Raw genomic sequence first — 23,605 nt, 5'->3', positions numbered from 1 at the left:
CGATTGATATTCTATTCACTATTTTAGAATATTGTCAATATTGCCTAGATACGAGGCACACCCGTCGTCCTTTGTGACTGTAATGCAATTGACATATTGTGTATTTCATCGAAACTACGTTCAGTAAATTGAACACATCGAACGCAACACACGGGCAGGCAGGCCATGACATTGGACATCGGAACCCGGCTCAGGGCCGTGCGCGAGGCACGGGGATTGTCGCAGCGCGAGCTTGCCAGCCGCGCGGGGCTGACCAACGGCACCATCTCGATGATCGAGCAGAACAAGACCAGCCCGTCGGTCGCGTCGCTCAAGAGCCTTCTGGATGCGCTGCCGATGCCGCTGTCGGATTTCTTTGCCGATGTCGAGGAGCGGTCGGCGCCGAAATATTTCTACGCGCCCGACGAGTTCACCGAACTGTCGCCACAGGAGGCGGGATTCGGCGACGGCGCGGCGCGAGTGTCGCTGCGCCAACTCGGCAATGCCAGCAGCCACACGATCCAGATGCTGCACGAGGTCTATCCGCCGGGCGCCGATACCGGGCCGGAGATGCTGCGCCACGCGGGCGAGGAGGCGGGCGTGGTGATCGCGGGCATCGTCGAAGTCACGGTGGCCGACCAGGTGCGGGTGCTCAACCCCGGCGACGGCTATCTCTTCGACAGCAATCTGCCCCACCGGTTCCGAAATATCGGCGCGGGCGATTGCGTGATCGTCAGCGCCTGCACGCCGCCGACTTTCTAGCTGAAATCCCTCGACAAAAGAAACAAAACGGAGCAGGCTACCCCCATGACACCTTTCGCGATCGCTGGCGTGCAGATGCATGTCGCAGCCTTGCACTCGAACGTGGACGCGATGCTCCACCGGCTCGACGTCCTGATGGCAAGGTTTCCCTGGACGCAGATGGTCGTTTTCAGCGAGCTGGCACCGTTCGGGCCGCTCGACCGCTTTGCACAACCGTTTCCCAACGACACGCTGGCCACATTCCAGGAGGCAGCGCGACGCCATGGCGTGTGGCTGTTGCCGGGCTCGATGTTCGAGAAGCGCGAGGACGGGCGCATCTTCAACACGGCGGTGGTGATCGACCCCGAGGGCGAGATCGTGGCGCGTTATTCCAAGATGTTTCCGTTCCGGCCCTACGAGGCGGGGATCGCAGCAGGCACCGAGTTCTGCGTGTTCGACGTGCCCGAGGTGGGCCGCTTCGGAGTGTCGATCTGCTATGATATCTGGTTTCCCGAGACCACCCGGCAGCTTACCAGCCAGGGGGTGGAGGTGCTGCTCAACCCGGTGCTGACCGGCACCACCGACCGCGATGCGGAGCTGGCCATCGCGCGGGCCACGGCGGCGCAGTTCCAGTGCTATGTCTTTGCCATCAACGGGCTGGCGGCTGGCGGTGTCGGGCGGTCGATCGTGGTCGACCCGTCGGCGATGGTGCTGCACCAGAGCCAGGGACAGGAGGACCTGTTCCCGGTGGAGGTCGACCTCGATCTCGTGCGCCGCCAGCGCGAGACCGGGCTGCGCGGGCTGGGCCAGGTGCTCAAGAGCTTTCGCGACCGCGAGGTCGATTTCCCTGTCTATGACCGCACGAGCGGCGCCGATGCCTATCTGCACACGCTGGGTCCGCTGAAAATCCCGACGCGAGGGGATACTGCGGGGCTGACGTCGCGCGACCCGCGGCAGGCGCTGGGGCATGCCGAGCCCTCTGGGGAGATCGCGGAAAATTTCTACGCGTTCAAGGGGATGACCGGCACCGACTAATCAATGACGACGGCACAAAGCCGCGGCGCAGCACGGGAGGGCAGCGCGATGAACACGCAGACGAAGGTATCCGCGCTTCCATCGGTGGTGGATTATTACAGCGCGGCACAGCTGCGCGCCGACCGCTGGAGCGCACTGCGCGAGGCGAGCGAGGCGCTCTGGCGGCAGGGGGCAGAGGGCGCGCGGGGCAAGGAGGCGCTGGCGCTGGTGCGCAACCTGCTTGATGCGCTGGGCCCCATCGAAAGCTATTTCGCCTTTCCCGGCGCGGCATCCTTCGAGCATCTGCGCAAGCTGCTCGAACAGCGCAGCCTCGAGGACCTGAGCCAGGCGATTCGGCGGGTGGCGCGCGCGCTTACCTCCGGTGCCTACCGCCGCCGCCACATCCCGCTGATCGCCGAGGACGGCGATGACGAGTTCGAGGACGAGACCACGCTCGCCCCCGAGGCGCGGGCGCTGGGGCGGCCCTATTTCGAAGTGCTGATCGTCGATCAGGTGAACGAGCATCAGGGCCGGTTCCTGCGGCAGAACCTGCAACGGATGCGCCGCGACGAGGATTCCTTCATCTACGAGACGGTGATCGTGCCGTCGATCGAGGACGCGCTGATCGCGATCCTGCTCAACCCCAATATCCAGGCAGTGATCGTGCGGCCGGGGCTTGCGCTCAAATCGGTGAACGCGCTCGACATCCTCAAGCGCTATCTCAACCGCGTGGGCGACGAGGACGTGGACGCGCTGCGCCCGTCGGACTACGGCCCCGAGACGTGCCGCCTCATCGCCAAGCTGCGGCCCGAGCTTGACGCCTATCTCGTCACCGACCGCTCCGCCGAGGATATCGCCGGGCTCGATCTGGGCCTGTGTCGGCGAGTGTTCTACAATCAGGAAGATTTCCTGGAGCTGCATCTCAACATCCTGCGCGGCGTCAACCGACGCTACAAGACGCCGTTCTTTACCGCGCTCAAGGAATATTCCAAGCAGCCCACCGGCGTGTTTCACGCCATGCCGATCAGCCGCGGCAAGTCGATCTCGCGGTCGCACTGGATCCAGGACATGGGAGCGTTCTACGGACCCAACATTTTCCTGGCCGAGACGTCGGCCACCTCGGGCGGGCTCGACAGCCTGCTGGAGCCACGCGGCCCGATCAAGGAGGCGCAGGAGGCCGCCGCGCGCGCGTTTGGCTCGAAACAGACCTTCTTTGCCACCAACGGCACCTCGACCTGCAACAAGATCGTGGTGCAGGCACTGGTGCGGCCCGGCGACATCGTGCTGGTGGACCGCGATTGCCACAAATCGCACCATTACGGCATGGTGCTCGCGGGGGCGCATGTCGTCTACATGGAGAGCTATCCGCTGCACGAATACTCGATGTATGGCGCGGTGCCGATGTCCGAAATCAAGCGCAAGCTGCTGGAATTGCGCGCGGCGGGCAAGCTCGACAAGGTGCGGATGGTCTTGCTCACCAACTGCACCTTCGACGGGATCGTCTACAACGTGCAGCAGGTGATGGAAGAATGCCTCGCCATCAAGCGCGACCTCGTGTTCCTGTGGGACGAGGCGTGGTTCGCCTTTGCCCGGTTCGAGCCGACCTATCGGCAGCGCACGGCAATGCACGCGGCCGGGGTGCTGCGGCAGTCGTTGCGCACGGAGGACCATGCGCAGGCCTATGCCGCGCAGCAAAAGACGCTGAAGGACGCGCCCGACGAGACCTGGCTGGAGACGCGGCTGGTTGCGCCGCCGGATGCGCGGGTGCGGGTCTATGCCACGCAATCCACACACAAGACGCTGACCGCGCTGCGGCAGGGTTCGATGATCCATGTCAACGATCAGGGCTTCAAGGGCGAGGTCGAGGAAGCCTTTCACGAGGCCTACATGACTCATACCTCGACCAGCCCCAATTACCAGATCATCGCCTCGCTCGACGTCGGCCGCAGGCAAGTCGAGCTTGAAGGGTTCGACTTCGTGCAGCGGCAGGTGGAAAGCGCGATGGCGATCCGCCGGGCAGTGGCCGATCACCCGCTCTTGTCGAAATATTTCCGGGTGCTGGCGGCGGGCGACATGATCCCCGAAAAATACCGCGAGAGCGGCGTGACGAGCTATTACGACAGCCAGCAGGGGTGGACGGATATCTGGGAATGCTGGGCGAGCGACGAATTCGTGCTCGACCCGACGCGGGTGACGCTTCTGGTGGGAAACACGGGATGGGACGGCGACACGTTCAAGACCAAGATCCTGATGGACAAGTACGGCATCCAGATCAACAAGACCTCGCGCAACACCGTGCTGTTCATGACCAATATCGGCACGACCCGGTCCTCGGTGGCCTACCTCATCGAGGTGTTGGTGGAAATCGCCAAGGACCTTGACGACCTGCTCGACGACGCCTCGAAGATGGAGCGCATCAGCTTTGACAAGCGGGTGGCGAACCTCGTGGAGAACGTGCCGCCGCTGCCGGATTTCAGCCGCTTTCACGAGGCATTCCGCCGCGACGGGGCGACACCCGAGGGCAATGTGCGCAGCGCCTTCTTTCTCGCCTATGACGAGGACAATTGCGATTATGTCGATCCCGACGACGCGCTGATGGCGCGGCTGGAGGCGGGCGAGGAACTGGTTTCGGCCTCGTTCATCATCCCCTACCCGCCCGGCTTTCCGATCCTCGTGCCCGGGCAGGTCATCAGCGCCGAGATCATGAAATTCATGCGCGCGCTCGATGTCAGCGAAATCCACGGCTTCCGGCCCGACCTGGGCCTGCGCATCTTTACCCCGAAGGCCCTCAAAGGCGTTCGCAAGACATGATCCACCAAGGGAGGTGACACGACATGCCAAAGAAGGTCCTCAAGAACATCTCGGAAATCCGCCGGTATTTCCATACCAACAAGGACCCGATCTATTTCGTCTCGGCCACGAATTTCAACCTGCTCGGGCTCGACGAATGGGTAAAGAATTTCATGTATATCTGTTACATGGACTGTTTCGACGGACGCCATCCCAACGTGTTCGTGCCCGACGAGATGCCGCATGACGAGTTTCAGTCGATCGAGGACATCAACAACTACCTGCTTCAGCACAAGGATGTGGTGGACCTCGTCAAGCGGCGCGGCGGCAAGCCGAAATTCGTGTTCCTGATGTTCGACGAAACAACCGAGAGGTTGGTCAAGGAGCTGGGTGGCGAGCTCTGGTTTCCCAAGGCCAAGCTGCGCACGCGCTGCGACAACAAGATCGAGACGGTGCGCATCGGCGACAAGGCCGGCGTGCCGTCGGTGCCCAATACGCTGAGCGTGGTCAAGAGCTACAAGCACCTGCGCGAAGTCTGCGACAAGGCAGGGCTGGGGCACGACCTGGTGCTGCAATCGGCGTTCGGGGATTCGGGGCACACCACGTTCTTCATCAAGTCCGAGGCCGATTTCCGCAAGCACGAGCACGAGATCGTCGGCGAGGGCGAGATCAAGATCATGAAGCGGATCGACTGCCGTGGCTCGGCGATCGAGGCCTGCGCCACCAAGGAGGGCACCATCGTCGGCCCGCTGATGACCGAGCTGGTGGGCTTCAAGGAGTTGACGCCCTACCGCGGCGGCTGGTGCGGCAACGAGATATTCTCGACCGCGTTCCCGCCCAAGGCGCGGCAGAAGGCACGCGAATTGACATTCCAGTTCGGCGAGCAGCTTCGCAAGGAGGGGTACCGCGGGTATTTCGAACTCGATTTCCTGATCGACAAGAAGACCGGCGAGCTGTGGCTGGGCGAATTGAACCCGCGCATCACCGGCGCGAGCTCGATGACCAACCACGCCGCCTTTGCCCATGCCGATGCGCCGCTGTTCCTGTTCCACCTGCTGGAGTTTTCCAAGAAGCCCTTCGACCTCGACGTCGAGGAACTCAACGCGCGCTGGGCCGATCCCGACATGATCGACAGCTGGTCGCAGATGGTCATCAAGCACACCGATGACAGCGTCGATATCGTCACCGATGCGCCGCAATCGGGCATCTACAAGATGCTCGTGGACGGACGGGTGGTGTTCGACCGGTTCGACTATCACCGCCGCGCGGTGGGCGAGAACGAGGCGTTCTTCCTGCGCATCCTCAAGCCGGGCGATTACCGCTACGAGGGGGCCGACCTTGGCATCCTTGTGACGCGCGGTCGGTCGATGACCAACGGGTTCCGCCTTACCGAGCGTTCCAACAAGTGGATACACGGGATCAAGAGCGCGTTCTCGGCCCGCCCGCTGCCCTCGGCACAGGCGCTGGAGGACCCGGGCTTCAAGATCATGTAGGGTAGCGCATGGCTCTCGTCTTCCGTGCCTTGCGCGAGGAGCAGCCCGGTCCGAAACTGGCCGGGCTGTTTCGCGAATTCTGGCCCGCCTATCACAAGTGGTGGGCGAGCGAGGGGTATGTTGCGCGCCCCACCTACATGGAATGCCGCCGCGCCATCGCCACGCACATGCCCGAGATGCTGGCGCTTTTCGACACGCTGGCCGACGTCGCGGGCGGCGGCGACAGCGCGGCGCGGTTTCTCAGCTTCTACTGCCCGCCGAAATACCTCTCGGGGTGCAGCCAGGCGATCTGGCAGGGCGACGAGCCGCTGATGGTGCGCAATTACGATTACAGTTCGCGGGCCTTCGACGCGGTGGTGCTGCATACCGGCTGGAACGGGCGACGGGTGATGGGCATGGCAGACGGTCTGTGGGGGCTGCTCGACGGGGTAAACGACGCGGGGCTCGCGGTGTCGCTCACCTTCGGCGGGCGGCGCGAGGTGGGCGAAGGCTTCGGCGTGCCGCTGATCCTGCGCTACGTACTCCAGACCTGCGAGACGGCGGCGGAGGCATGCGCCACGCTTGCGCGCGTGCCCTGCCACATGAGCTACAACGTCACCGTTCTCGACCGCGCGCGCGAGTTCGCTACAATCTACCTGACACCGGACCGCGAGGCCATCGTCACCGGCGCGCCGGTGGCAACCAACCATCAGGAGCGGGTGGAATGGGCGCAGCACGCGCGCTTTACCGCCACGGTGGAGCGCGAGCGGTTCCTGTTGTCGCGGCTGACGCTGCACCCCGACCGACAGGACCGCTTCATCGACGCATTCCTGCGCCCACCGCTCTATTCCACGGCGTTCGGGGCGGGGTTTGGCACCCTCTACACCGCCGCCTACCGCCCGCGCGCCGGGCGGATGGAGCTTCTGTGGCCCGACCTGCGCTGGCTATTCACGCTGGATGGGTTCGAGGAAGGCGCGCGGCACATCTACGTGCCCGAGGGCTGAACCGCCTGCCCGATCACTTGTCGCGGAACTGTGCCTCGCGCTTCTCGGCGAAGGCGGCCATGCCCTCTTTCTGGTCGTCGGTGGCAAAGAGCGAGTGGAACACGCGCCGCTCGAACAACAACCCCTCGCGCAGCGTCGTCTCGAAGGAGCGGTTGACCGCCTCCTTGGCCGCCATCACGGAAATCCGCGATTTCTCGGCGATCTTCTGCGCCGCCGACATCGCCTCTTCCATCAGCTTCTTGGCGGGCACGATGCGGCTCACGAGGCCTGCGCGCTCGGCCTCATCGGCATCCATGAAACGTCCGGTCAGGTTCATGTCCATCGCCTTGGCCTTGCCGATGGCGCGGGTCAGGCGCTGCGTGCCGCCAAGCCCGGCGATGACGCCGAGATTGATCTCGGGCTGGCCGAATTTCGCGGTGTCCGAGCAGATGATGAAATCGCACATCATCGCCAGTTCGCAGCCACCGCCCAGCGCATAGCCCGACACGGCGGCGATGATCGGCTTGCGGACGCGCATGATGGCGTCGCTGTCGGCGGTGAAGAGATCCTCGGTAAACACGTCCACGAAGCCCTTGCCGCTCATCATCTTGATGTCGGCCCCGGCGGCAAACGCCTTTTCCGAGCCGGTGAGCACGATGCAGCGCACCTTGTCGTTGGTCTGTGCCTCGGTGAGCGCGCGAGCCAGTTCCGACATGAGCTGATCGTTGAGCGCGTTGAGCGCGTCGGGGCGGTTCAGCTTGATGAGGGCGACGTGGTCTTCCACTTCGACGATGATCGTCTCATAGGCCATGAAGTCTGCTTTCGGTGGTTTCGGAAGGGTCGACTGGTCTGGTCAAACCGAGTCATTACCATTCTGGCGCGCCCGATCAACCTATCTTTGGCAGCGGGGGCAGTAGAAGCTCGACCGTGCGGATTGCACGATACGGGCGATTTGCGCGTCGCAGCCGGGGCCGTGACAGGGCGCGCCCTCGCGCCCGTAGACGTCAAAGGCGTGCTGGAAATAACCCAGTTCGCCATCGGCTTGCCGGTAGTCGCGCAGCGACGAGCCCCCCGCCGCGATGGCGTCGCGGAGCACGTCGCGGATCGCGGGGACAAGCCGGGCGATGCGGCGGGGCCCGAGGTTGCCTGCCAGTCGCCGTGGCGAGATGCGGGCGCGATAAAGCGCCTCGCAGGCGTAGATATTTCCCAGTCCCGCGACGATTCGCTGGTCGAGCAGCGCCGCCTTGACGGGCGTGCGGCGCCCGGTGAGCGCAGCGGCGAGATGCGTCTCGTGAAAGGCATTGCCCAGGGGCTCGGGCCCCAGCCGCGCCAGCAGCGGGTGCGCCTCTGCAACCGCGGTCGCCATCAGGTCCATCGCGCCAAAGCGGCGCGGGTCGTTGAAGGTGATACGCGCTCGGTTCTCCATGTCGAGCACGACATGGTCGTGCTTTTCCGGGGCAGGATGGTCATGCACGAAGCGGCCCAGCGTATCGCCCGAGACAAGCATCCGCCCCGACATGCCGAGGTGCACGAGCAGCGTCTCGCCCGTGGAGAGATCGGCCAGCAGGTATTTCGACCGCCGCCGCAGCGCCAGCACGCGGGCGCCGGTGAGACGCGCGCTCATGTCCGGTGGAAATGGCCAGCGCAGGTCGGGGCGGTTGACGCGCGCACGCGCGATCACGTCTCCTTCCATCACGGGCGCAAGGCCGCGTCGAACGGTTTCGACCTCGGGCAGTTCGGGCATCGGGCACCTCGGCGCGTGAAAGGGGCGCATTGTCACCCCCGGTGAGCGCCCTATAAGAAGGGCGAGGGACACAAACGGCAAGAGCCGGGGCAGGCGATGAGCGAGAAAACCACGCATTTCGGATACCAGGAGGTGCCCGAATCAGAGAAGGCGGGGCGCGTGCGCGGGGTCTTTGGCTCGGTGGCGTCGAAATACGACGTGATGAACGACGCCATGTCCTTCGGGATTCACCGGGTCTGGAAGGACGCGATGATGGACTGGCTCGCGCCGCGGCCAGGTCAGCGGCTGCTGGACGTGGCGGGGGGCACCGGCGACATTTCGTTCCGGTTTCTCAAGCGCGCGGGGCAAGGCCATGCCACCGTGCTCGACCTGACCGAAGAGATGCTGGTGGAAGGGCGCAGGCGCGCCGAGGCGGAGGCGCTGGCCCAGAGCCTCGACTGGGTGGTGGGCGACGCAATGGCGCTGCCCTTCGACGACAACAGTTTCGACGTCTACACGATCAGCTTCGGCATCCGCAACGTGACCCGCCCCGAGGACGCGCTTGCCGAGGCGTTTCGCGTGCTGCGCCCCGGCGGGCGGCTCATGGTGCTGGAATTCAGCCAGATCCCCAACGAGCTGATGCAAAAGGTCTATGACCTCTATTCCTTCAACATCATCCCGCGGCTGGGGCAGGCGATCGCGAATGATCGCGACAGCTATCAATACCTGGTGGAATCGATCCGCCGCTTTCCCGACCAGGAAACATTCCTCGGCATGGTGCGCGACGCGGGCTTCGGCAACGCGAAGTACCGTAATCTGAGCATGGGTATCGCCTGCCTGCATTCGGGTTGGAAGATTTGAGGGGGCCGCACAATATCCTGCGGCTCATCCGCACCGGCGCAACGCTCGAGCGCACCGGCGCGATGGGCCTCATCATGGAGGCGTTCGAGGCACCGCCGCTGGTGCGTGCGACGATGCGCACGCTCGCCTGGCCGTTTCAGTGGCTGGGCTACCCGGGCGACGCCACGATGCCGCCTGCGGTGCGCGCGCTCACGGCGCTGGGGCCCGCCTATATCAAGTTCGGCCAAATCCTCAGCACGCGACCCGATCTCGTGGGCGAGGAACTGGCGGCACAGCTACGCGTGCTGCAGGACAAGCTGCCGCCCTTTTCCCTCGACACCGCCAAGGCCAGTATCGCCGCCGAGTTGGGCCGTCCGGTAGACGAGATGTTCGACGATTTCAGCCCGCCGGTGGCCGCGGCCTCGATCGCCCAGGTGCACAAGGCGCGGCTGCGCGAAGACGGCGAGACCGTGGCCATCAAGGTGCTGCGCCCGGGGATCGAGCGGGCGTTTCGCCGCGATATCGACGCCTTCTATTTCGCCGCCCGCATGGTCGAGGTGCTGGCCCCGGGCGCGCGGCGGCTGCGGCCTACGGATGTGATCGCGCATTTCGACGGCGTTGTGACGGCCGAACTCGACCTGCGGCTCGAGGCGGCCTCGGCCTCGGAATTCGCGGCCAATACCGGCGCGGACGAGGGGTTTCGGCTGCCTGACGTGCGCTGGCACCTGTCCTCGCGCCGGGTGATGACGATGGAATGGGCCGATGGTGTGCCGTTGGGCGACAATGCCGCGCTCGACGCGGCTGGGCACGACCGCGTGGCGCTGGCGGCGCGGGTGCTGCAGCTTTTTCTCAGCCATGCGCTGCGCGACGGGTATTTTCATGCCGATATGCACCAGGGCAACCTCAAGGTGGCCGCGAATGGCGATATCCTCGCCTATGATTTCGGGATCATGGGCCATATCGACGAATATACCCGCCGCGTCTATGCCGAGATCCTCTACGGCTTCATCAAGCGCGATTACCGCCGGGTGGCCGAGGTGCATTTCGAGGCCGGTTACGTGCCGCGCGATCAGGACGTGGATGCCTTTGCCCGCGCGCTGCGCGCGGTGGGCGAGCCGATTTTCGGCATGGACGCGAGCCGCATCTCGATGGGCAGCCTGCTGAGCTATCTCTTCGAAGTGACCGAGCGGTTCGGCATGGAGACACGCACCGAGCTGATCCTGTTGCAACGCACGATGGTGGTGGTCGAAGGCGTGGCACGCTCGCTCGATCCGCAGATCAACATCTGGCAGGTCGCGCGGCCCGTGGTGGAGGATTACATCCGCGGCGAGATGGGCCCGCGTGCGGCTCTGCGCGACCTGGGGCGCACAGCCATGGTGCTGTCGCGCTACGGCCCGCGCCTGCCCGGCCTCGTCGAGGCGGCACTGATCCGGCAGGCAGCCCCGGAGACAACCACGCCGCCGCGCCGCTGGCCAGGACGGCTTTTGTGGGGCGCGGCGGGCATCGCGCTGGGCGCAGGAGCCGCGCTGCTGGGGATGGCGCTGTTCTAGGGCTCCGGGTGCGGTCGCGCGGTGCGCGGATCAAACTGGCGGCGGACGCAGGCCGATCACCTCATCGGGGGTAACGCTCTGCCCGTTATCCAGCACGAGCCGCACCTCGCCGTCGTCGAGCCGCGCCTCGGCAACGCGGCTGCGCATGTGCACGTCGTGGCTTGCGACCGTCTCGCCCGCGATGAGCGACAGCACCGAGAGCGTATAGCTGCCCTCCGGCAGCGGCTGACCTTGCTGATCGCGCGCTTCCCACAGTAGCGGGCCGCTCTCGGCGGGCAGCGCGGACCGTGCCACCACGGCCCCTTGCGCATTGGTGACGACCAGTTCGGCGGTGTCGGCGCTCGGATCGACGGCCACCTCGACCTCCACCGGATCGCCGGTGAACTGCACCGCCGCGCGCACCTCGGCCTCGAGCCCGATCCAGCCCGGAAACTGCGCCATGCCGAGCGTCGCCATCTGTGAGCCGAGGCCGGTCAGCAACTCGTTCGTCTGCACTTGTTGCTCGACCGAGGAGAAGGTGGCGAGCTGCACCGCGAAATCGGCAGAATCGACGGGGTTGAGGGGATCCTGGTTCTGCAATTGCGTGGTCAGCATCCGCAGGAACGTCTCGAAATCCGAACTGAGCGCGCTGTTGCCTCCGGTCTCGGCCCCGTCCGCGGTGGAAGGCGCCACGGGCGCAGCGGGAGCGGGGGCGATGCCTGTCAAAGGTTCCATGATCTGTCCTTTCTAGAGCCTGATATCGAGCCGGTCTCCCAGCATGAGCAGCGCCGCTTGCGAGGGCCGCGCGGTGTCGGGCGGCGGGGCTGCAAGCGTGGGAGCGGGCGCAAGGTCGGGCGCACCGGGATCGGCATCTGCGCTCGGCCCGCCCTGTGCAAAATCGAACTGCGCGCCCTCGTATCCGATCTCGAGGAATTCGCGTGCCAGCAGGTCGATGTTGCGGCGCATGAGATCGAGCGTCTCGGGACGGTCGGCGGTGATCGTCACGCTGAGTCCGCCCTCGGAGGGATGCAGGCGCAGGCGCACGCGGCCAAGCTCCTCGGGGCTGAGGCTGAGCTCGATCGTGCCGCGCCCGGCGCCGACCGCACCCGCCGCCGCATGAGCGATCCGAAGCGCGATCTGCCGGGGGATATCTTGCGCCGCAGCACCCTGTGGCGCTGGCGGCGAAAGAGAGGGGGCCTGCGGCGCCGAGACATCTTGGTCGGACGCGGCGAGGGTCGGATCGGCGTGGCCCGCAAGGTCCGCCGCGATCCGCATCGCGGCGGCGAAGGCCGTGGAGGCATCGGCCTGCACCGGCGCACCAAGCGGCGGCGGGGCGACGGCGACGACCGGGAGTGCGGGCGCGGCGCGTGGCCCGGAAGCGCGTGGCGCGTCAAAGCGCCCTTTCGGGGCGGAAGATGCGGCCGGTGGCGCCGATCTCTTGCCCTCGGCAGGGATGATCGGGGCTGGTGCGGGGGCTAATGATGGGAGTGGTGGTGCCTCGGGATGCGGCGTCGCGGCCCCGGGCTGCACCGCGACGGCAGCCTGCGGCACAGATGCGGCGGGCGCGGGGGACGCGCGCCCAGCCGTTGCCGGTGGCGCGGCCAGCGACTTCCGCGGCTGGGCGGGGAAATCAGGACCATCACCTCCTGCATGTTGTGACTGGCCTCCCCCGTCGGAAACGGCCGGGACACGCGGAGCGGACACCGCGATCTGCCGTGCCTCTTGCGCCCCGCCTCGCCCCGGCAGGGCAGCGTACCCGGCCTTCGTGGCGCGCGTCGTGGACCCGACACCCTCTTCGCCCGATCCGGGCATGCGGGCCGGGGACTGCGACAGTGTGGCCCGGGCCTGTGCCGTAACGGCAACCGCAGCCTGTGCAGCGGCCCCCCGGTTTGGCGTAGCGACGAGGGCCGGTCGCGACGCATCGGGCGCGTCGGCAGCGAGGGGCGGCCGGGGCCGCGCGGACGTGACGGATGCATCGGGTGTGTCCGGCGTTTCGGGCGCGCCGGGCGCGGTGTCACCGGCCTCCATCGGTGCGGCACGCCCATCAGGAACGGCCGTGACGCGCGGAGAAGCTGTTGCAACGGATCGCACGTCCGGTGCCCCCCCTTGCCCAGGCCGGGCGACGAGGCCGCTGTCCTGCGGTCGTTCACCTGATTCCGCGCCCTCCCCGCCCTGTTCGGGCAAACGGGCCGGTGCCTGCATGGCGGTAGTGGTGGACGGGGGCGCCTGCGCGTGGTGCGATGCAGGCGTTGGCGTCGCGATGTGGCGCGCCGTGGCGTCCGCCGACGTTGCGTCATGCGGCGGCACGGTCCCGACCCGCTGCGCCGCGTCAACCTGTGGCATCACCCCGAATGACGGCATCGCGTCGCTATCGCCGGGGGCAGCCACGATCGCGGTCTCCGCGTCATCGGCCCCATCCGCACCCTGACTGTTACCCGGCACTGCGGCAGTCACGCGCCTCATCCCCGACGTGGCGGGCCCCGGCGCGGCGGCGCCCGCCGCGGCAAAGGGCCCGTCACCCCCGGTCGCCATGTCGGGCACGGACGCATCCGGCGCGTCCGATCCGTCGGCCCCACCCGCGCCCATGACCGCAGCAAAGGCACGGCCCGCACCGGGAGGAGCCGTTGCGGCACCGGGCCGCGCCACGACGCCGGCCGTCGCCGGTACCGGCCCGGACGATCCACCGCTGAACCCTGTGAAAGTCATCATGCGCCTTTACCCCGTCCGATATCCGTTCCGCATTGGAACCTCGCAGAATTCGGTTACCGGTTCTTTACGGCTTTGCGGTTTGATGGGGTGAAATTCCAACAATTCGAGGTAATGCCATGCTCTCCGCTTCATCGTTTTCGACCCCCCACATGGACACCGCCCCGCCCGGCCCGGACACCGCCCGGCGCGCCGCCGCCGAGGCGCTCGAGGCCAGCTTTCTGGCGGAAATGCTCAAGGCCACCGGCCTTGGCGAGCAAAAGAACAACTTCAGCGGAAGCACGGGCGAGAGCCAGTTCGCATCGTTTCACCGCGAGGCTGTCGCGCGTGAGATCGTGAACAAGGGCGGGATCGGCCTTGCTGACATGATCGAAGCAGCCATTAAGGAGACGGCCCATGACCGCGCCTGATCCCGACGACCTTCACACCCGGCTCGATTCGTTGCTCGCACGCGAACGCGCAGCACTCTTGTCGGGCGATTTGCACGCGCTGGCCGCGCTGGCCCGGGAAAAGGAGGCGCTTGTAGAAGAGCTCGGGCGCCTTGACCCCGGGGCGCTTGAGGCCCTGCGGCACCTCGGCGATACGGCGCGGCGCAACCAGGTTCTGCTCGACGGCACGCTTCAGGGCATCCGCCTCGCGGCGGGGCGGCTCTCGGCCTATCGCCGCCTGCGCGGCACGATGGAGACCTACGACCCCCAGGGCCGCAAGACGACCATCGCGGGCATCCTGTCGCACAAGGTCGAACGCCGGGCATGACCGGATTTGTCTCAAATGCGCGCGAAATCACCGGGGACGATTAGCACTCCATTAGCAACTGCGGGGCAAATCTGGACGGGCACTCGCGATGAGATGGCGCGGCCGGACCCGGAGGTGGGCGGCCGCAAACGTCAGAATGACGCGCCCGGCCACCCGCAATGGCGGCCTTTCAACCGGCGCAAACGCGTCGCAGTCATGAGGAAAATACCATGTCCAGTATCCTGACCAACAACAGCGCGATGGTCGCGCTCCAGACCCTGCAATCGGTGAATTCCAGCCTCGCCCGGACGCAGGATGTGATCTCGACCGGCAAGGAGGTGGCGACTGCCAAGGACAACGCCGCCGTGTTCGCCATCTCCAAGGTGATGGAATCGGATGTCAGCGGGTTCAGGGCCATCTCCGACAGCCTCTCGCTGGGTGAATCCACCGTCGCGGTCGGACGGCAGGCCGCTGAAACCGTCACCGATCTTCTGACCAAGGTCAAAGGCCAGATCGTCGCCGCGCAAGAGCAGAATGTCGACCGCTCCAAGATCCAGATCGATATCGACGAGTTGACCAAGCAGATCGGCTCGGTCGTGGGCGCGGCGCAGTTCAACGGGCTGAACCTCGTCGATGGGAGCAGTACGGACGCCATCAACATCCTCGCGTCTCTGGATCGCGATGCCTCGGGCAACGTGTCGGCCAGCCAGATCGAGGTCGCGCGGCAGAACCTGTCGGTGACCACACCCGTCACGGCGCAGGCCTTCGGGACCACTGACCTGGCGGATACGGCTGCGGCCTCGGCCCTGATCGACAGTGCCGGCTCGACGACCGTCTTTAACGATACCGCCACCATCGACGGCGGGACGTCAAACGCCTCGATCGCCAACAACACGAGCGAGGTCATCACCATCGGTCAGGTGGCCGCGGGCGACAGCTTTCAGATCGACCTCGGCAACGTCCCGGTGAACGTGGCCGGAGGCGGCACCGCGACCGGGCAACGCACCTTCCAGTTCGTGGCCAGTGCAACCGATGGCACGGCGGATGTTGCCAGCAACCTGGCCAACCAGATCAATACCTTCTTCGAGGCCGCAACCGATTCCTCGCTGAAGCTCTCGGCCACGGTGAGCAACAACCAGATCACGATCACCAACGGGGATACGGGTACGAGCAACGCCAACCTCGATATCGGCCTGCGCGCGCAGACCGGCGGCACGCCGGGCTCGTCGGCGGCAAGCGGCGGGCTTGGCGCGTTGCAGAACGTGGACGTCACCACCGATGCCGGGGCCACCGGCGCGCTCAACACGATCGAGAGCCTGATCCAGAAGTCGGTCGACGCCGCCGCGGCCTTCGGCTCGGCAGAAGGGCGAATTGCCACGCAATCCGAGTTCGTCGGCAAGCTGACCGATTCGCTCACCTCGGGAATCGGCTCGCTCGTCGATGCCGATCTCGAGGAAGCATCGGCGCGGCTGCAGGCGCTGCAGGTGCAGCAGCAGCTCGCCACGCAATCGCTCTCGATCGCCAACCAGGCACCGCAGGCGATCCTGTCGCTGTTCCGGTAACACTGTAGGGGCGCCCGCCCGGCGCCCCTGACCCGATGCTCGACCCCCATCCCGCACCGTCCCCACGAAAGGACAAGACGTGAACAAGACCCTGCAGGCACAAACCGCCTATGGCGCGGAGGCCGGTGCCGTCCACACACCGCGCGCCACCGAGTACCGCACGTTCGCGCGCATCACGCACCGCCTCAAATCCGCCGTCGCGATCGGCAAGGACATGCCGGCCCTCGCCGCGGCGATCCACGACAACCGGCGGCTCTGGACGATTCTCGTCGCCGACGTCGCGGACCCGGCCAACGCGCTCCCGCCTGCCCTGCGGGCGCGCCTCGTCTATCTTGGCGAATTCACCCGGGTCCATAGCGGCAAGGTCCTGCGCGAAGGCGCGTCGCCCGACCCGCTGATCGAGGTGAACATCGCGGTGATGCGCGGACTGGCCGGCACGGACGGTGCGACATGAGCGGTTTGGTTCTCAAGCTCGGCCCGCGGGAGCGTGTGCTCGTCAACGGCGCGGTGATCGAGAACGGCGACCGCAGGGCGCGCCTGTCGATCGTGACCCCGGACGCACGCATCCTGCGTCTGCGCGACGCCATCCACCCGACCGAGGCGACGACGCCAGTGCGGCGCGCCTGCTATGCCGCGCAGCTCGTGCTGTCCGGAGATGCCACGCCGGAAGACATGCACCACCAGCTCTTGCACCGCATTGAGGAGCTCAGCCAGGTACTGCGCGACCCCGACAGCCGCGCCCTGCTCGCGCAGGCCGGGTCGGCGCTCTTCGAAGCCGAGCACTATCGCTGCCTCAAGGCGCTGCGCGCGCTCCTGCCGCGCGAGGACCGCTTGCTCGCACACCGCAAGAGCGCCTGATGTTCACGCCGGTCGTTCCCCTGGGCGGCCTGCCGGGCTGGACGCTACTGAGCCGCACGATCGAGCGGCAAACAACGCTGTTCAACGCAGGCCCCGCCCTGCAGCGCGACACCGATCATTTCCTGCAATCCGTCGCCGGGACGGAGAGCGCCGACGATCTCGTCTCGGACCGGCGCCTGCTGCGGGTCGCGCTTGGGGCGTTCGGCCTGCAAGACGACATCGACAGCCGCGCCTTCGTCCGGGCGATCATCGAGCAGGGGACGGGATCGCGGAAGGCGCTGGCCAACCGGTTGGCGGATGATCGCTACCGCGCCTTCGCGGACGCATTCGGCTTTCTCTCCGGCGACCGGAGCGGGCCGCCGCCACCCGGCTTCGCCGAGCGCATCGTCGATCAGTTCCGCCGGCGGGAGTTCGAGGCCGCGGTGGGTGAGCAAGACGGCGCGTTACGCCTTGCACTCAATGCCGACCGCGAGCTGGCCGCACTCGCGGCAGAAGACGGCTCCGACAACGCGCTGTGGTTTCGCATCCTCGGGACACCGCCGCTGCGCCAGACCTTCGAGGTTGCGCTCGGCCTGCCACAGAGCTTCGCCCAGCTCGATCTCGACCGGCAACTCGTCGAGCTGCGATCCGTCGCGTCCCGGCGACTCGATATCGGCTCGCCGAGGGACCTCACCGATGACACCCTGCGCGAGGGGCTCATCCGGCAATTCCTTCTTCGCGACCAGATTGCGGGCTTCGCCGCCAGTTCCTCGCAAACAATCGCGCTGACGCTGCTGCAATCGGCCCCACGCCTGTTCTGACGCCCGGGCGCGCCAGCCCCACCGGGGGTCGAGTACCATCACCCTCCGTGCGCGCCCTGATCGAAACCCGCGCCGCAGCCCGCGGCCCGCCGAGTAACGGGCCGGGAGTTTGCAGTGCGGCGCGGGACCAGGGGGCGGATTGCGGCGCACGCAAGGCACAGCACGGAGTGCGGGGCGCGCGGGGTACAGCACAGGCACGGCGCGGGGCGCGCGCGGCAAGGGTAGCGGCAAGGGTACAGGACACACACGGCGCCGAGTACGCCGAGGGGTGCGCGGGCATGGCGCAGAATGCTCGCGGTGCGGGGCCGCGGCTCAGGGCCCCTCAACCGCACCGGGCCGCGCCACCCGGCCCGCGCCCTGCCCGCCACCCGGCTCGCCCGCGCGCCGCAGGATGACCGAAAGCCGCGCGAAGCTGTTGGCTATATCGCCCGGCTCGGTCGCGGCGAGAAATGCGTCGAGTTCGGGCCAGACGCGGATTGCCTGGTCGAGGCCCGGGTCACTGCCCTCGGCATAGAGCCCGGCGCGCAGCATCGTCTCGGACCGCGCGTGGCAGCCCAGCAGGCTGCGCGCCCGCGCGATCATCGCGTTCTCCTCCTCGCTCGCCGCGCGCGGCAGGCTGCGGGACACCGAGCGCAGCGCATCGATCGCCGGATAGCGCCCGCGCTCGGCGATCTCGCGGTCGAGCACGACGTGCCCGTCGAGCACCCCGCGCAGGATGTCGGCCACCGGCTCGTCCATGTCCGATCCGGCGACCAGCACGGTGAAGAGCGCGGTGATATCGCCCGCCTCCCCTGCCCCGGGCCCGGCCCGCTCGCACAGCGACATGATGGCGTGCGAGGTCGAGGGCGGGAAGCCGCGCAGCGCGGGCATCTCGCCCGCCGCCGTGGCCACCTCTCGATGCGCCTCGGCAAAGCGGGTGATCGAATCGGCCAGCAGCAGTACCTGCCGCCCGGTTTCGCGGAAATGCTCGGCCACGGCCATTGCCGTCCAGGCGCAGCGCCGACGCACCAGCGGCGAGCGATCCGAGGTGGCCGCGACAATCACAGCGCGCCGCATCCCCTCGGGCCCCAGCACCTCGCGCACGAATTCGCCCAGTTCGCGCCCGCGCTCGCCGATCAGTGCCACGACCACCACGTCGGCCTGCATGTGCCGCCCGAGATGACCGAGCAGCATCGACTTGCCAACGCCCGAGCCCGCGAACAAGCCGATCCGCTGCCCACGCACGACGGGCAGCAGCGTGTTGAACACCGCCATTCCGGTTTCGAGCCGGGGCCCGAGCGGACGGCGCGTGGCGGGATCGGGCGGCGCCGCGCGCAACGGTCGCAGGCGCGGGCCACGCAGGAGCGGGCGACCGTCGAGCGGGGCGCCGAACGGGTCGATCACCCGCCCGATCCAGTTGTCCGAGGGCGCGATACCGGGCGCACCAAGCAGCCGCACCCGATCACCCAGCGCCACGCCTTCGGCGGCGGCGTCGGGCAGCACGAGGATCGCGGCAGCGTCGAGCTGCAGCACCTCGCCGGTGAGCGTATCGCCGCCGCGCGAAGCCACGCGCACCCGGTCACCAAGCCGCGCCGCCCCCGATAGCCCGCTCACGCGCAGCACACCGCCCTGCACCGCGACCACGCGGCCCACCGCATGCGCCACGCTGAGCGCGGAAATCTCGGCTTGCATCCCTGCGATCCCGGTCTGGCTCATCCGTTCGCTCTCCTCATCTCTCGGGAACCATTTCTAAACGAATCAGGGTTAAGCCTTGATTGAAGCCAAGCGAGGGAGAAGCCCGATGCTCGAAGAAATCGACCTGTTTCGCCTGTCACATGCGATGGCCCGCCATGCCGGTGCCCGGCAGGCGGTGGTGGCGCGGAACATGGCCCATGCCGACACGCCCGGTTACGGCGCGCGCGATATCGCGCCCTTCGCCGCCTATCTCGAGGGTGATGCGCGCTTTGCCCCCCGCGCCACGCGCCCGGGCCACCTCAACGGCACCCTCACCGGCCCCGGCTTCGAGCCTCGGATCGACCGGGACGCGGTGCGCGACCCTAACGGTAATTCCGTGGCGCTCGAGACCGAGATGCTGCGCGGCGTCGAGGTCAAGCGTCAGCACGACCGCGCCCTCGCGATCTATCGATCCGGGCTCAGCGTGCTGCGCGCCGCCATCGGTCGCAACTAGGAGGGCGAGAGATGAGCGAGTTTTCCAACGCGCTGTCGCTTTCTTCAAGCGGGCTCCGGGCACAGGCGCAAAGGCTGCGCCACGTTGCCGAGAACATCGCCAATGCCGACACGCCCGGTTACCGGCGCAAGACCGTCGCGTTCGAGTCCGCTCGCGGCGATCCCGACGCGGGAACGGCCCCAGGCGGCGTGACGGCCGGCGCCGTCCGGCTCGATCAGGGCCCGCTGCGCCAGGTCTACGATCCCGCGCATCCGCTCGCCGACGAGACCGGCCACTACAACAGCTCCAACGTGAACCTGATGATCGAGATGGCCGACGCGCGCGAGGCGCAGCGCAGCTACGAGGCCAATCTCAAGATGTTCGACCAGGCGCGGCAGATGTCGTCGGGCCTGATGGACCTGCTGCGCCGGTGACCAGCCGCCGCCGACCATGACCAGAGGAGATCCAGAATGGATATCACCGCACTCACAGCCACGCAGGGCTATGCCGACCTGCGCCGCGCCACGCAGCCCGGGCCCACCGAAGAAGCCGTCGGCGAGGCCACCCCGCCGGCGGCGGCGCTCGCACGCGATTTCGCCGCCACACTGCGCGAGGGCGAAGACACCGCCATCGCTGCCATGACCGGCGAGGCCGACCCGCATTCGCTGGTGCAGGCGCTGGTGCAAACCGAACTCGCGGTAGAGACCGCCGTGACGGTCCGCGACCGCGTGGTGGAGGCCTACCAGGAAATCCTGCGGATGCCGGTCTGAGCCGATGGGGGACGAAATCCTCTTCTACGACACGCTGCGCGAGGGGCTCTGGGTCTCGGTGATCGTGTCGCTGCCGATCCTCGCGGTGGCGCTGCTCGCGGGGCTGCTCGTGGGGTTGTTCCAGGCCCTGACCTCGATCCAGGAACTGACGCTCACATTCGTGCCCAAGCTTGGCGCGATCGTCGTCACCTTCTGGCTCAGCATGGGCTTCATGACACAGACGCTCGTGACCTTTTTCCAGGACCGGCTCGTGCCGCTCATCATCGGAGGCTGAAACATGGAAGCCGCAGGATATGCCACGCTCACCCGCCAGTCCGGGCTGATGCGCGAAATGCAGATCGTGGCAAACAACATCGCCAATGCCGCGACCACCGGCTACCGCGCCGAGGGACTGGTGTTCTCGGAATTCGTGCGCCGCACCGGGGATGGACCCTCGCTGTCAATGGCGCGCGGCAACATCCCCGTCACGTCGCGCGCGCAGGGCCCGCTCGCCCAGACCGGCGGGCCGTTCGATTTCGCAATCGAGGGCGAGGGGTTCTTTCTCGTCGAGACGCCTGCGGGCGAGCGGCTGACTCGCGCCGGGGCGTTCTCGCTGTCGGCCAACGGCGATCTCGTGACCTCCGACGGATTTCGCGTGCTCGACGCCGGCGGCGCGCCGGTTTTCGTTCCACCCGACATCCGCACACCGGGGCTTGCCGCCGACGGCACGCTGAGCGGCAACGGGAAACCGCTCGCGCAGCTCGGGCTGTTCCGTCCGACAGGCGATGCCGCGCTCTCCCGCGCGGGCGGCAACCTCTACGAGGCTCCCGCCGGGGTCGAGCCGATGCTCGAAGGCCGTATCGTGCAGGGCTTTCTCGAGGGCTCCAATGTCGAACCGATGACGCAGATCGCGCGGCTCATCGAGGTCCAGCGCGCCTACGAGATGGGCCAGAGCTTTCTCGAGACCGAAAACCAGCGCGTGAGAGACGCGCTCGACACCTTCACCCGCTGACCCAAGGGAGCCACGACATGCGAATTCTCAAGATCGCCGCGACCGGCATGGCCGCCCAGCAGATGCGCGTGGAGACGATATCAAACAACCTCGCGAACATGTCCACCACCGGCTACAACGCGCGCCGCGCCGAATTCGCCGACCTGCACTACCAGCAGGTGTCCCGCGCAGGCACGATCAGCGCCGCCGACGGCTCGGTGCTGCCCACCGGGGTGCAGCTTGGGCTCGGCGTGCGCCCCTCGGCGATCTCGGTCCACCTGTCACAGGGCTCGCTGCGCGAGACCAATGGCGATCTCGACGTGGCCATCGACGGTGCCGGGTTTCTCGAGGTGACGCTGCCCTCGGGCCAGGCCGCCTATACCCGCGACGGCGGGCTCCAGCGGTCCGCCGACGGGCTGATCGTCACCTCCGACGGCTTCCCGGTGGCACCCGAGATCGCCATCCCCGATGACGCGCGCAGCCTGTCAATCAATCCCGAGGGCGAGGTCTTCGTGTTCTTTGACGAAGCTGCGGCGGCCCAGCCCATCGGTCAACTCAATCTCGTGGGCTTCGCCAATGCCAAGGGGCTCGAGGCGATCGGCGGCAACCTGTTCCAGGAGACCGAGGCGTCGGGACCGCCCAATGTCAGCACGGCCGGGCAGGACGGGCTGGGCACGCTCCGCCACGGCTATCTCGAGGACAGCTCGGTCGATCCCGTGCGCGAGATCACCAAGCTGATCGAGGCGCAACGCGGCTACGAGCTCAACGCCAAGGTCATCACCGCCGCCGACCAGATGCTCGCGGCAACGACGCAGGTGCGGTGATGCGCACGGCGCTCGCGATCCTCGCCCTCATCGCCGCGCTGCCGGCGCGGGCCGACCGAGTCGAGCCGGTGCGCGTGATCCGCCCGCAGGAAATCATCGCGCCCGAGGACGTGATCTTGCGCGCGGGTCCGCCTGCCGGGGGCGTGGCGCTCGACCAGGTGATCGGGCGCGAAGCGCGCGTAGCACTCTACCCGGGCCGCCCGATCCGGGTGGGCGATATCGCCGTGCCCGCGGTGATCGAGCGCAACCAGGTGGTGCCGCTCGCCTATGTCCGCGGCGGGTTGCGGATCGAGACCGAGGGACGCGCGCTCGCGCGCGCCGGGCCTGGAGAATACGTGCGCGTGATGAACCTCTCGTCGCGCGCCACCGTTACCGGGCGCGTCACCGCGTCGGGCCGGATCGAAGTGTCACGATAGGTGAGAGCATGACCCCGCCACCGATTTCGCACGTTCTCGTCTTTGTGCTGGCTCTCGCGGGCTGCGCCCGGATCGACCATATCGGCAGACCGCCGGGCCTCACGCCGACCAAGAATGCCGGCGAACAGCTCGCCATGCTCAATCCCGGCCTGCCGATGGAAGCGAGGAACGGCGCGCCCTTGCGGGAGGCATCATTGTGGAGCGGCGGGCGAAGATCGCTTCTGGGCGATCGGCGCGCGGCGCGGCGCGGCGACATCCTCACCGTGGTGATCGAGATCGACGAGGAGGCGGAGATATCGAACGCCACCGCGCGCCGCCGCACCGCGGAGGAGAACCTGTCGGTGCCCGACCTCTTTGGCATCCCGCAGCGCATCGACAAAGACTTGCCCGAGGGCGCCAGCCTCGAGCGGGCCGTCGGGATCAACTCGTCGGGCAGCTCCGGGGGGGACGGCTCGGTAAGCCGCAGCGAAGAGCTTACCCTGAGGGTCGCGGCGACGGTGACCGATGTGCTGCCCAATGGTGTCCTGCGGATCAGTGGCTCGCAGGAGGTGCGGGTGAATTTCGAGCTGCGCGAACTGCTCGTGAGCGGGTTCGTACGTCCCGAGGACATTTCCCGGCAAAACGAGATCACCCATGACAAGATCGCCGCCGCGCGCGTCTCCTATGGCGGGCGGGGCCAGATAACCGATGTCCAGCAGCCGCGCATCGGCCAGCAGGTGCTGGACGCGATCCTGCCGTTCTGAGCAT

26 protein-coding genes are annotated in these 23,605 nt (G+C 67.2%); 21 read left to right on the top strand and 5 right to left on the bottom strand.

Going from position 1 to position 23,605, the window contains the following annotated elements; all coding sequences use genetic code 11:
• Nucleotides 1–171 precede the first annotated feature (171 nt).
• Genes AC13D8_RS15270 through AC13D8_RS15250 form a run of 5 tightly spaced genes read left to right on the top strand, consistent with a single transcriptional unit; the run spans nt 172 to nt 7,000 of the window.
• On the top strand, nt 172–741 hold the full coding sequence (locus AC13D8_RS15270) for a cupin domain-containing protein (protein ID WP_129432734.1): 570 nt from the start codon (nt 172–174) through the stop codon (nt 739–741).
• A gap of 45 nt (nt 742–786) precedes the next feature.
• Nucleotides 787–1,755 carry a carbon-nitrogen hydrolase family protein gene (locus tag AC13D8_RS15265; protein ID WP_129432666.1) on the top strand — a complete coding sequence of 323 codons (969 nt, stop codon included), beginning with the start codon at nt 787–789 and terminating at the stop codon, nt 1,753–1,755.
• Nucleotides 1,756–1,803: 48 nt separating this feature from the next.
• Nucleotides 1,804–4,545, top strand: a complete 2,742-nt coding sequence (locus AC13D8_RS15260) for an aminotransferase class I/II-fold pyridoxal phosphate-dependent enzyme (RefSeq protein WP_482969537.1) — start codon at nt 1,804–1,806, stop codon at nt 4,543–4,545.
• Nucleotides 4,546–4,568: 23 nt separating this feature from the next.
• Complete coding sequence (locus AC13D8_RS15255) at nt 4,569–6,017, top strand: biotin carboxylase (RefSeq protein WP_129432664.1); 1,449 nt, start codon at nt 4,569–4,571, stop codon at nt 6,015–6,017.
• 8 nt (nt 6,018–6,025) lie between these two features.
• Nucleotides 6,026–7,000 (top strand): C45 family autoproteolytic acyltransferase/hydrolase, encoded by a 975-nt coding sequence (locus AC13D8_RS15250; RefSeq protein WP_129432663.1) that lies wholly within the window; start codon nt 6,026–6,028, stop codon nt 6,998–7,000.
• 13 nt (nt 7,001–7,013) lie between these two features.
• On the opposite strand, the gene AC13D8_RS15245 is transcribed toward AC13D8_RS15250, so the two are convergent.
• Nucleotides 7,014–7,790 carry an enoyl-CoA hydratase gene (locus AC13D8_RS15245; protein ID WP_482969536.1) on the bottom strand — a complete coding sequence of 259 codons (777 nt, stop codon included), beginning with the start codon at nt 7,788–7,790 and terminating at the stop codon, nt 7,014–7,016.
• A gap of 81 nt (nt 7,791–7,871) precedes the next feature.
• The gene (gene mutM, locus AC13D8_RS15240; protein ID WP_482969535.1) at nt 7,872–8,723 is read right to left on the bottom strand and encodes a bifunctional DNA-formamidopyrimidine glycosylase/DNA-(apurinic or apyrimidinic site) lyase; all 852 of its coding nucleotides are present in this window, start codon (nt 8,721–8,723) and stop codon (nt 7,872–7,874) included.
• A gap of 96 nt (nt 8,724–8,819) precedes the next feature.
• On the opposite strand from mutM, the gene ubiE reads away from it, so the two are divergent.
• Together ubiE and ubiB are read left to right on the top strand one after the other, a co-directional pair.
• Complete coding sequence (ubiE, locus tag AC13D8_RS15235; RefSeq protein WP_482969534.1) at nt 8,820–9,563, top strand: bifunctional demethylmenaquinone methyltransferase/2-methoxy-6-polyprenyl-1,4-benzoquinol methylase UbiE; 744 nt, start codon at nt 8,820–8,822, stop codon at nt 9,561–9,563.
• Nucleotides 9,560–11,092 (top strand): 2-polyprenylphenol 6-hydroxylase, encoded by a 1,533-nt coding sequence (gene ubiB, locus AC13D8_RS15230; protein WP_129432659.1) that lies wholly within the window; start codon nt 9,560–9,562, stop codon nt 11,090–11,092. The genes ubiE and ubiB overlap by 4 nt, the downstream gene beginning before the upstream one ends.
• 30 nt (nt 11,093–11,122) lie before the next feature.
• Here the strand turns inward: ubiB and AC13D8_RS15225 are convergent, their stop codons facing one another.
• Complete coding sequence (locus AC13D8_RS15225; RefSeq protein WP_482969533.1) at nt 11,123–11,806, bottom strand: flagellar hook capping FlgD N-terminal domain-containing protein; 684 nt, start codon at nt 11,804–11,806, stop codon at nt 11,123–11,125.
• A 12-nt stretch (nt 11,807–11,818) separates the two neighbouring features.
• Entirely contained in the window at nt 11,819–12,382 is a 564-nt protein-coding gene (gene fliK / locus AC13D8_RS15220; RefSeq protein WP_482969532.1) for a flagellar hook-length control protein FliK, read from the bottom strand.
• A gap of 1,547 nt (nt 12,383–13,929) precedes the next feature.
• Here fliK and AC13D8_RS15215 point away from each other — a divergent pair.
• The 6 genes from AC13D8_RS15215 to AC13D8_RS15190 all read left to right on the top strand — a co-directional run bounded on the left by AC13D8_RS15215 (nt 13,930) and on the right by AC13D8_RS15190 (nt 17,732).
• Nucleotides 13,930–14,187 carry a rod-binding protein gene (locus AC13D8_RS15215; RefSeq protein ID WP_482969531.1) on the top strand — a complete coding sequence of 86 codons (258 nt, stop codon included), beginning with the start codon at nt 13,930–13,932 and terminating at the stop codon, nt 14,185–14,187.
• Nucleotides 14,174–14,533, top strand: coding sequence for a flagellar protein FlgN (locus AC13D8_RS15210; protein ID WP_482969530.1), 360 nt, complete (start codon nt 14,174–14,176; stop codon nt 14,531–14,533). The genes AC13D8_RS15215 and AC13D8_RS15210 overlap by 14 nt, the downstream gene beginning before the upstream one ends.
• Nucleotides 14,534–14,742: 209 nt before the next feature.
• Nucleotides 14,743–16,074, top strand: coding sequence for a flagellin N-terminal helical domain-containing protein (locus AC13D8_RS15205; RefSeq protein ID WP_482969529.1), 1,332 nt, complete (start codon nt 14,743–14,745; stop codon nt 16,072–16,074).
• Nucleotides 16,075–16,153: 79 nt separating this feature from the next.
• On the top strand, nt 16,154–16,528 hold the full coding sequence (gene flaF / locus AC13D8_RS15200; protein WP_482969528.1) for a flagellar biosynthesis regulator FlaF: 375 nt from the start codon (nt 16,154–16,156) through the stop codon (nt 16,526–16,528).
• Nucleotides 16,525–16,932: a flagellar biosynthesis repressor FlbT gene (flbT, locus tag AC13D8_RS15195; protein ID WP_446248033.1), complete on the top strand. Its 408-nt coding sequence runs from the start codon at nt 16,525–16,527 to the stop codon at nt 16,930–16,932. Before flaF ends, flbT begins: the two co-directional genes overlap by 4 nt.
• Nucleotides 16,932–17,732, top strand: a complete 801-nt coding sequence (locus AC13D8_RS15190) for a DUF1217 domain-containing protein (RefSeq protein WP_482969527.1) — start codon at nt 16,932–16,934, stop codon at nt 17,730–17,732. The genes flbT and AC13D8_RS15190 overlap by 1 nt, the downstream gene beginning before the upstream one ends.
• Nucleotides 17,733–18,044: 312 nt before the next feature.
• Here AC13D8_RS15190 and AC13D8_RS15185 read toward each other — a convergent pair whose 3' ends face one another.
• Nucleotides 18,045–19,427 (bottom strand): FliI/YscN family ATPase, encoded by a 1,383-nt coding sequence (locus AC13D8_RS15185; RefSeq protein WP_482969526.1) that lies wholly within the window; start codon nt 19,425–19,427, stop codon nt 18,045–18,047.
• Nucleotides 19,428–19,512: 85 nt separating this feature from the next.
• On the opposite strand from AC13D8_RS15185, the gene AC13D8_RS15180 reads away from it, so the two are divergent.
• The 8 genes from AC13D8_RS15180 to flgH are packed head-to-tail and all read left to right on the top strand — an operon-like array spanning nt 19,513 to nt 23,601.
• Nucleotides 19,513–19,899, top strand: a complete 387-nt coding sequence (locus AC13D8_RS15180) for a FlgB family protein (RefSeq protein ID WP_482969525.1) — start codon at nt 19,513–19,515, stop codon at nt 19,897–19,899.
• 11 nt (nt 19,900–19,910) lie between these two features.
• Entirely contained in the window at nt 19,911–20,312 is a 402-nt protein-coding gene (gene flgC, locus AC13D8_RS15175; RefSeq protein ID WP_482969524.1) for a flagellar basal body rod protein FlgC, read from the top strand.
• A 36-nt stretch (nt 20,313–20,348) separates the two neighbouring features.
• On the top strand, nt 20,349–20,648 hold the full coding sequence (gene fliE / locus AC13D8_RS15170; RefSeq protein ID WP_482969523.1) for a flagellar hook-basal body complex protein FliE: 300 nt from the start codon (nt 20,349–20,351) through the stop codon (nt 20,646–20,648).
• 4 nt (nt 20,649–20,652) lie between these two features.
• Entirely contained in the window at nt 20,653–20,922 is a 270-nt protein-coding gene (locus tag AC13D8_RS15165; RefSeq protein ID WP_104019745.1) for a flagellar biosynthetic protein FliQ, read from the top strand.
• A gap of 3 nt (nt 20,923–20,925) precedes the next feature.
• Nucleotides 20,926–21,639, top strand: coding sequence for a flagellar hook-basal body complex protein (locus tag AC13D8_RS15160; RefSeq protein WP_482969522.1), 714 nt, complete (start codon nt 20,926–20,928; stop codon nt 21,637–21,639).
• 17 nt (nt 21,640–21,656) lie between these two features.
• Nucleotides 21,657–22,442 carry a flagellar basal-body rod protein FlgG gene (flgG, locus tag AC13D8_RS15155; protein ID WP_482969521.1) on the top strand — a complete coding sequence of 262 codons (786 nt, stop codon included), beginning with the start codon at nt 21,657–21,659 and terminating at the stop codon, nt 22,440–22,442.
• Complete coding sequence (flgA, locus tag AC13D8_RS15150) at nt 22,442–22,858, top strand: flagellar basal body P-ring formation chaperone FlgA (RefSeq protein WP_482969520.1); 417 nt, start codon at nt 22,442–22,444, stop codon at nt 22,856–22,858. Before flgG ends, flgA begins: the two co-directional genes overlap by 1 nt.
• Nucleotides 22,859–22,866: 8 nt before the next feature.
• Nucleotides 22,867–23,601, top strand: a complete 735-nt coding sequence (gene flgH / locus AC13D8_RS15145) for a flagellar basal body L-ring protein FlgH (RefSeq protein ID WP_482969519.1) — start codon at nt 22,867–22,869, stop codon at nt 23,599–23,601.
• Nucleotides 23,602–23,605: the final 4 nt, after the last annotated feature.

It is taken from the genome of Roseovarius sp. B-10 (assembly GCF_056859295.1).
The sequence above is the reverse complement of the archived record's forward strand: the minus strand, read 5'-3'. Positions and strand labels throughout refer to the sequence as shown.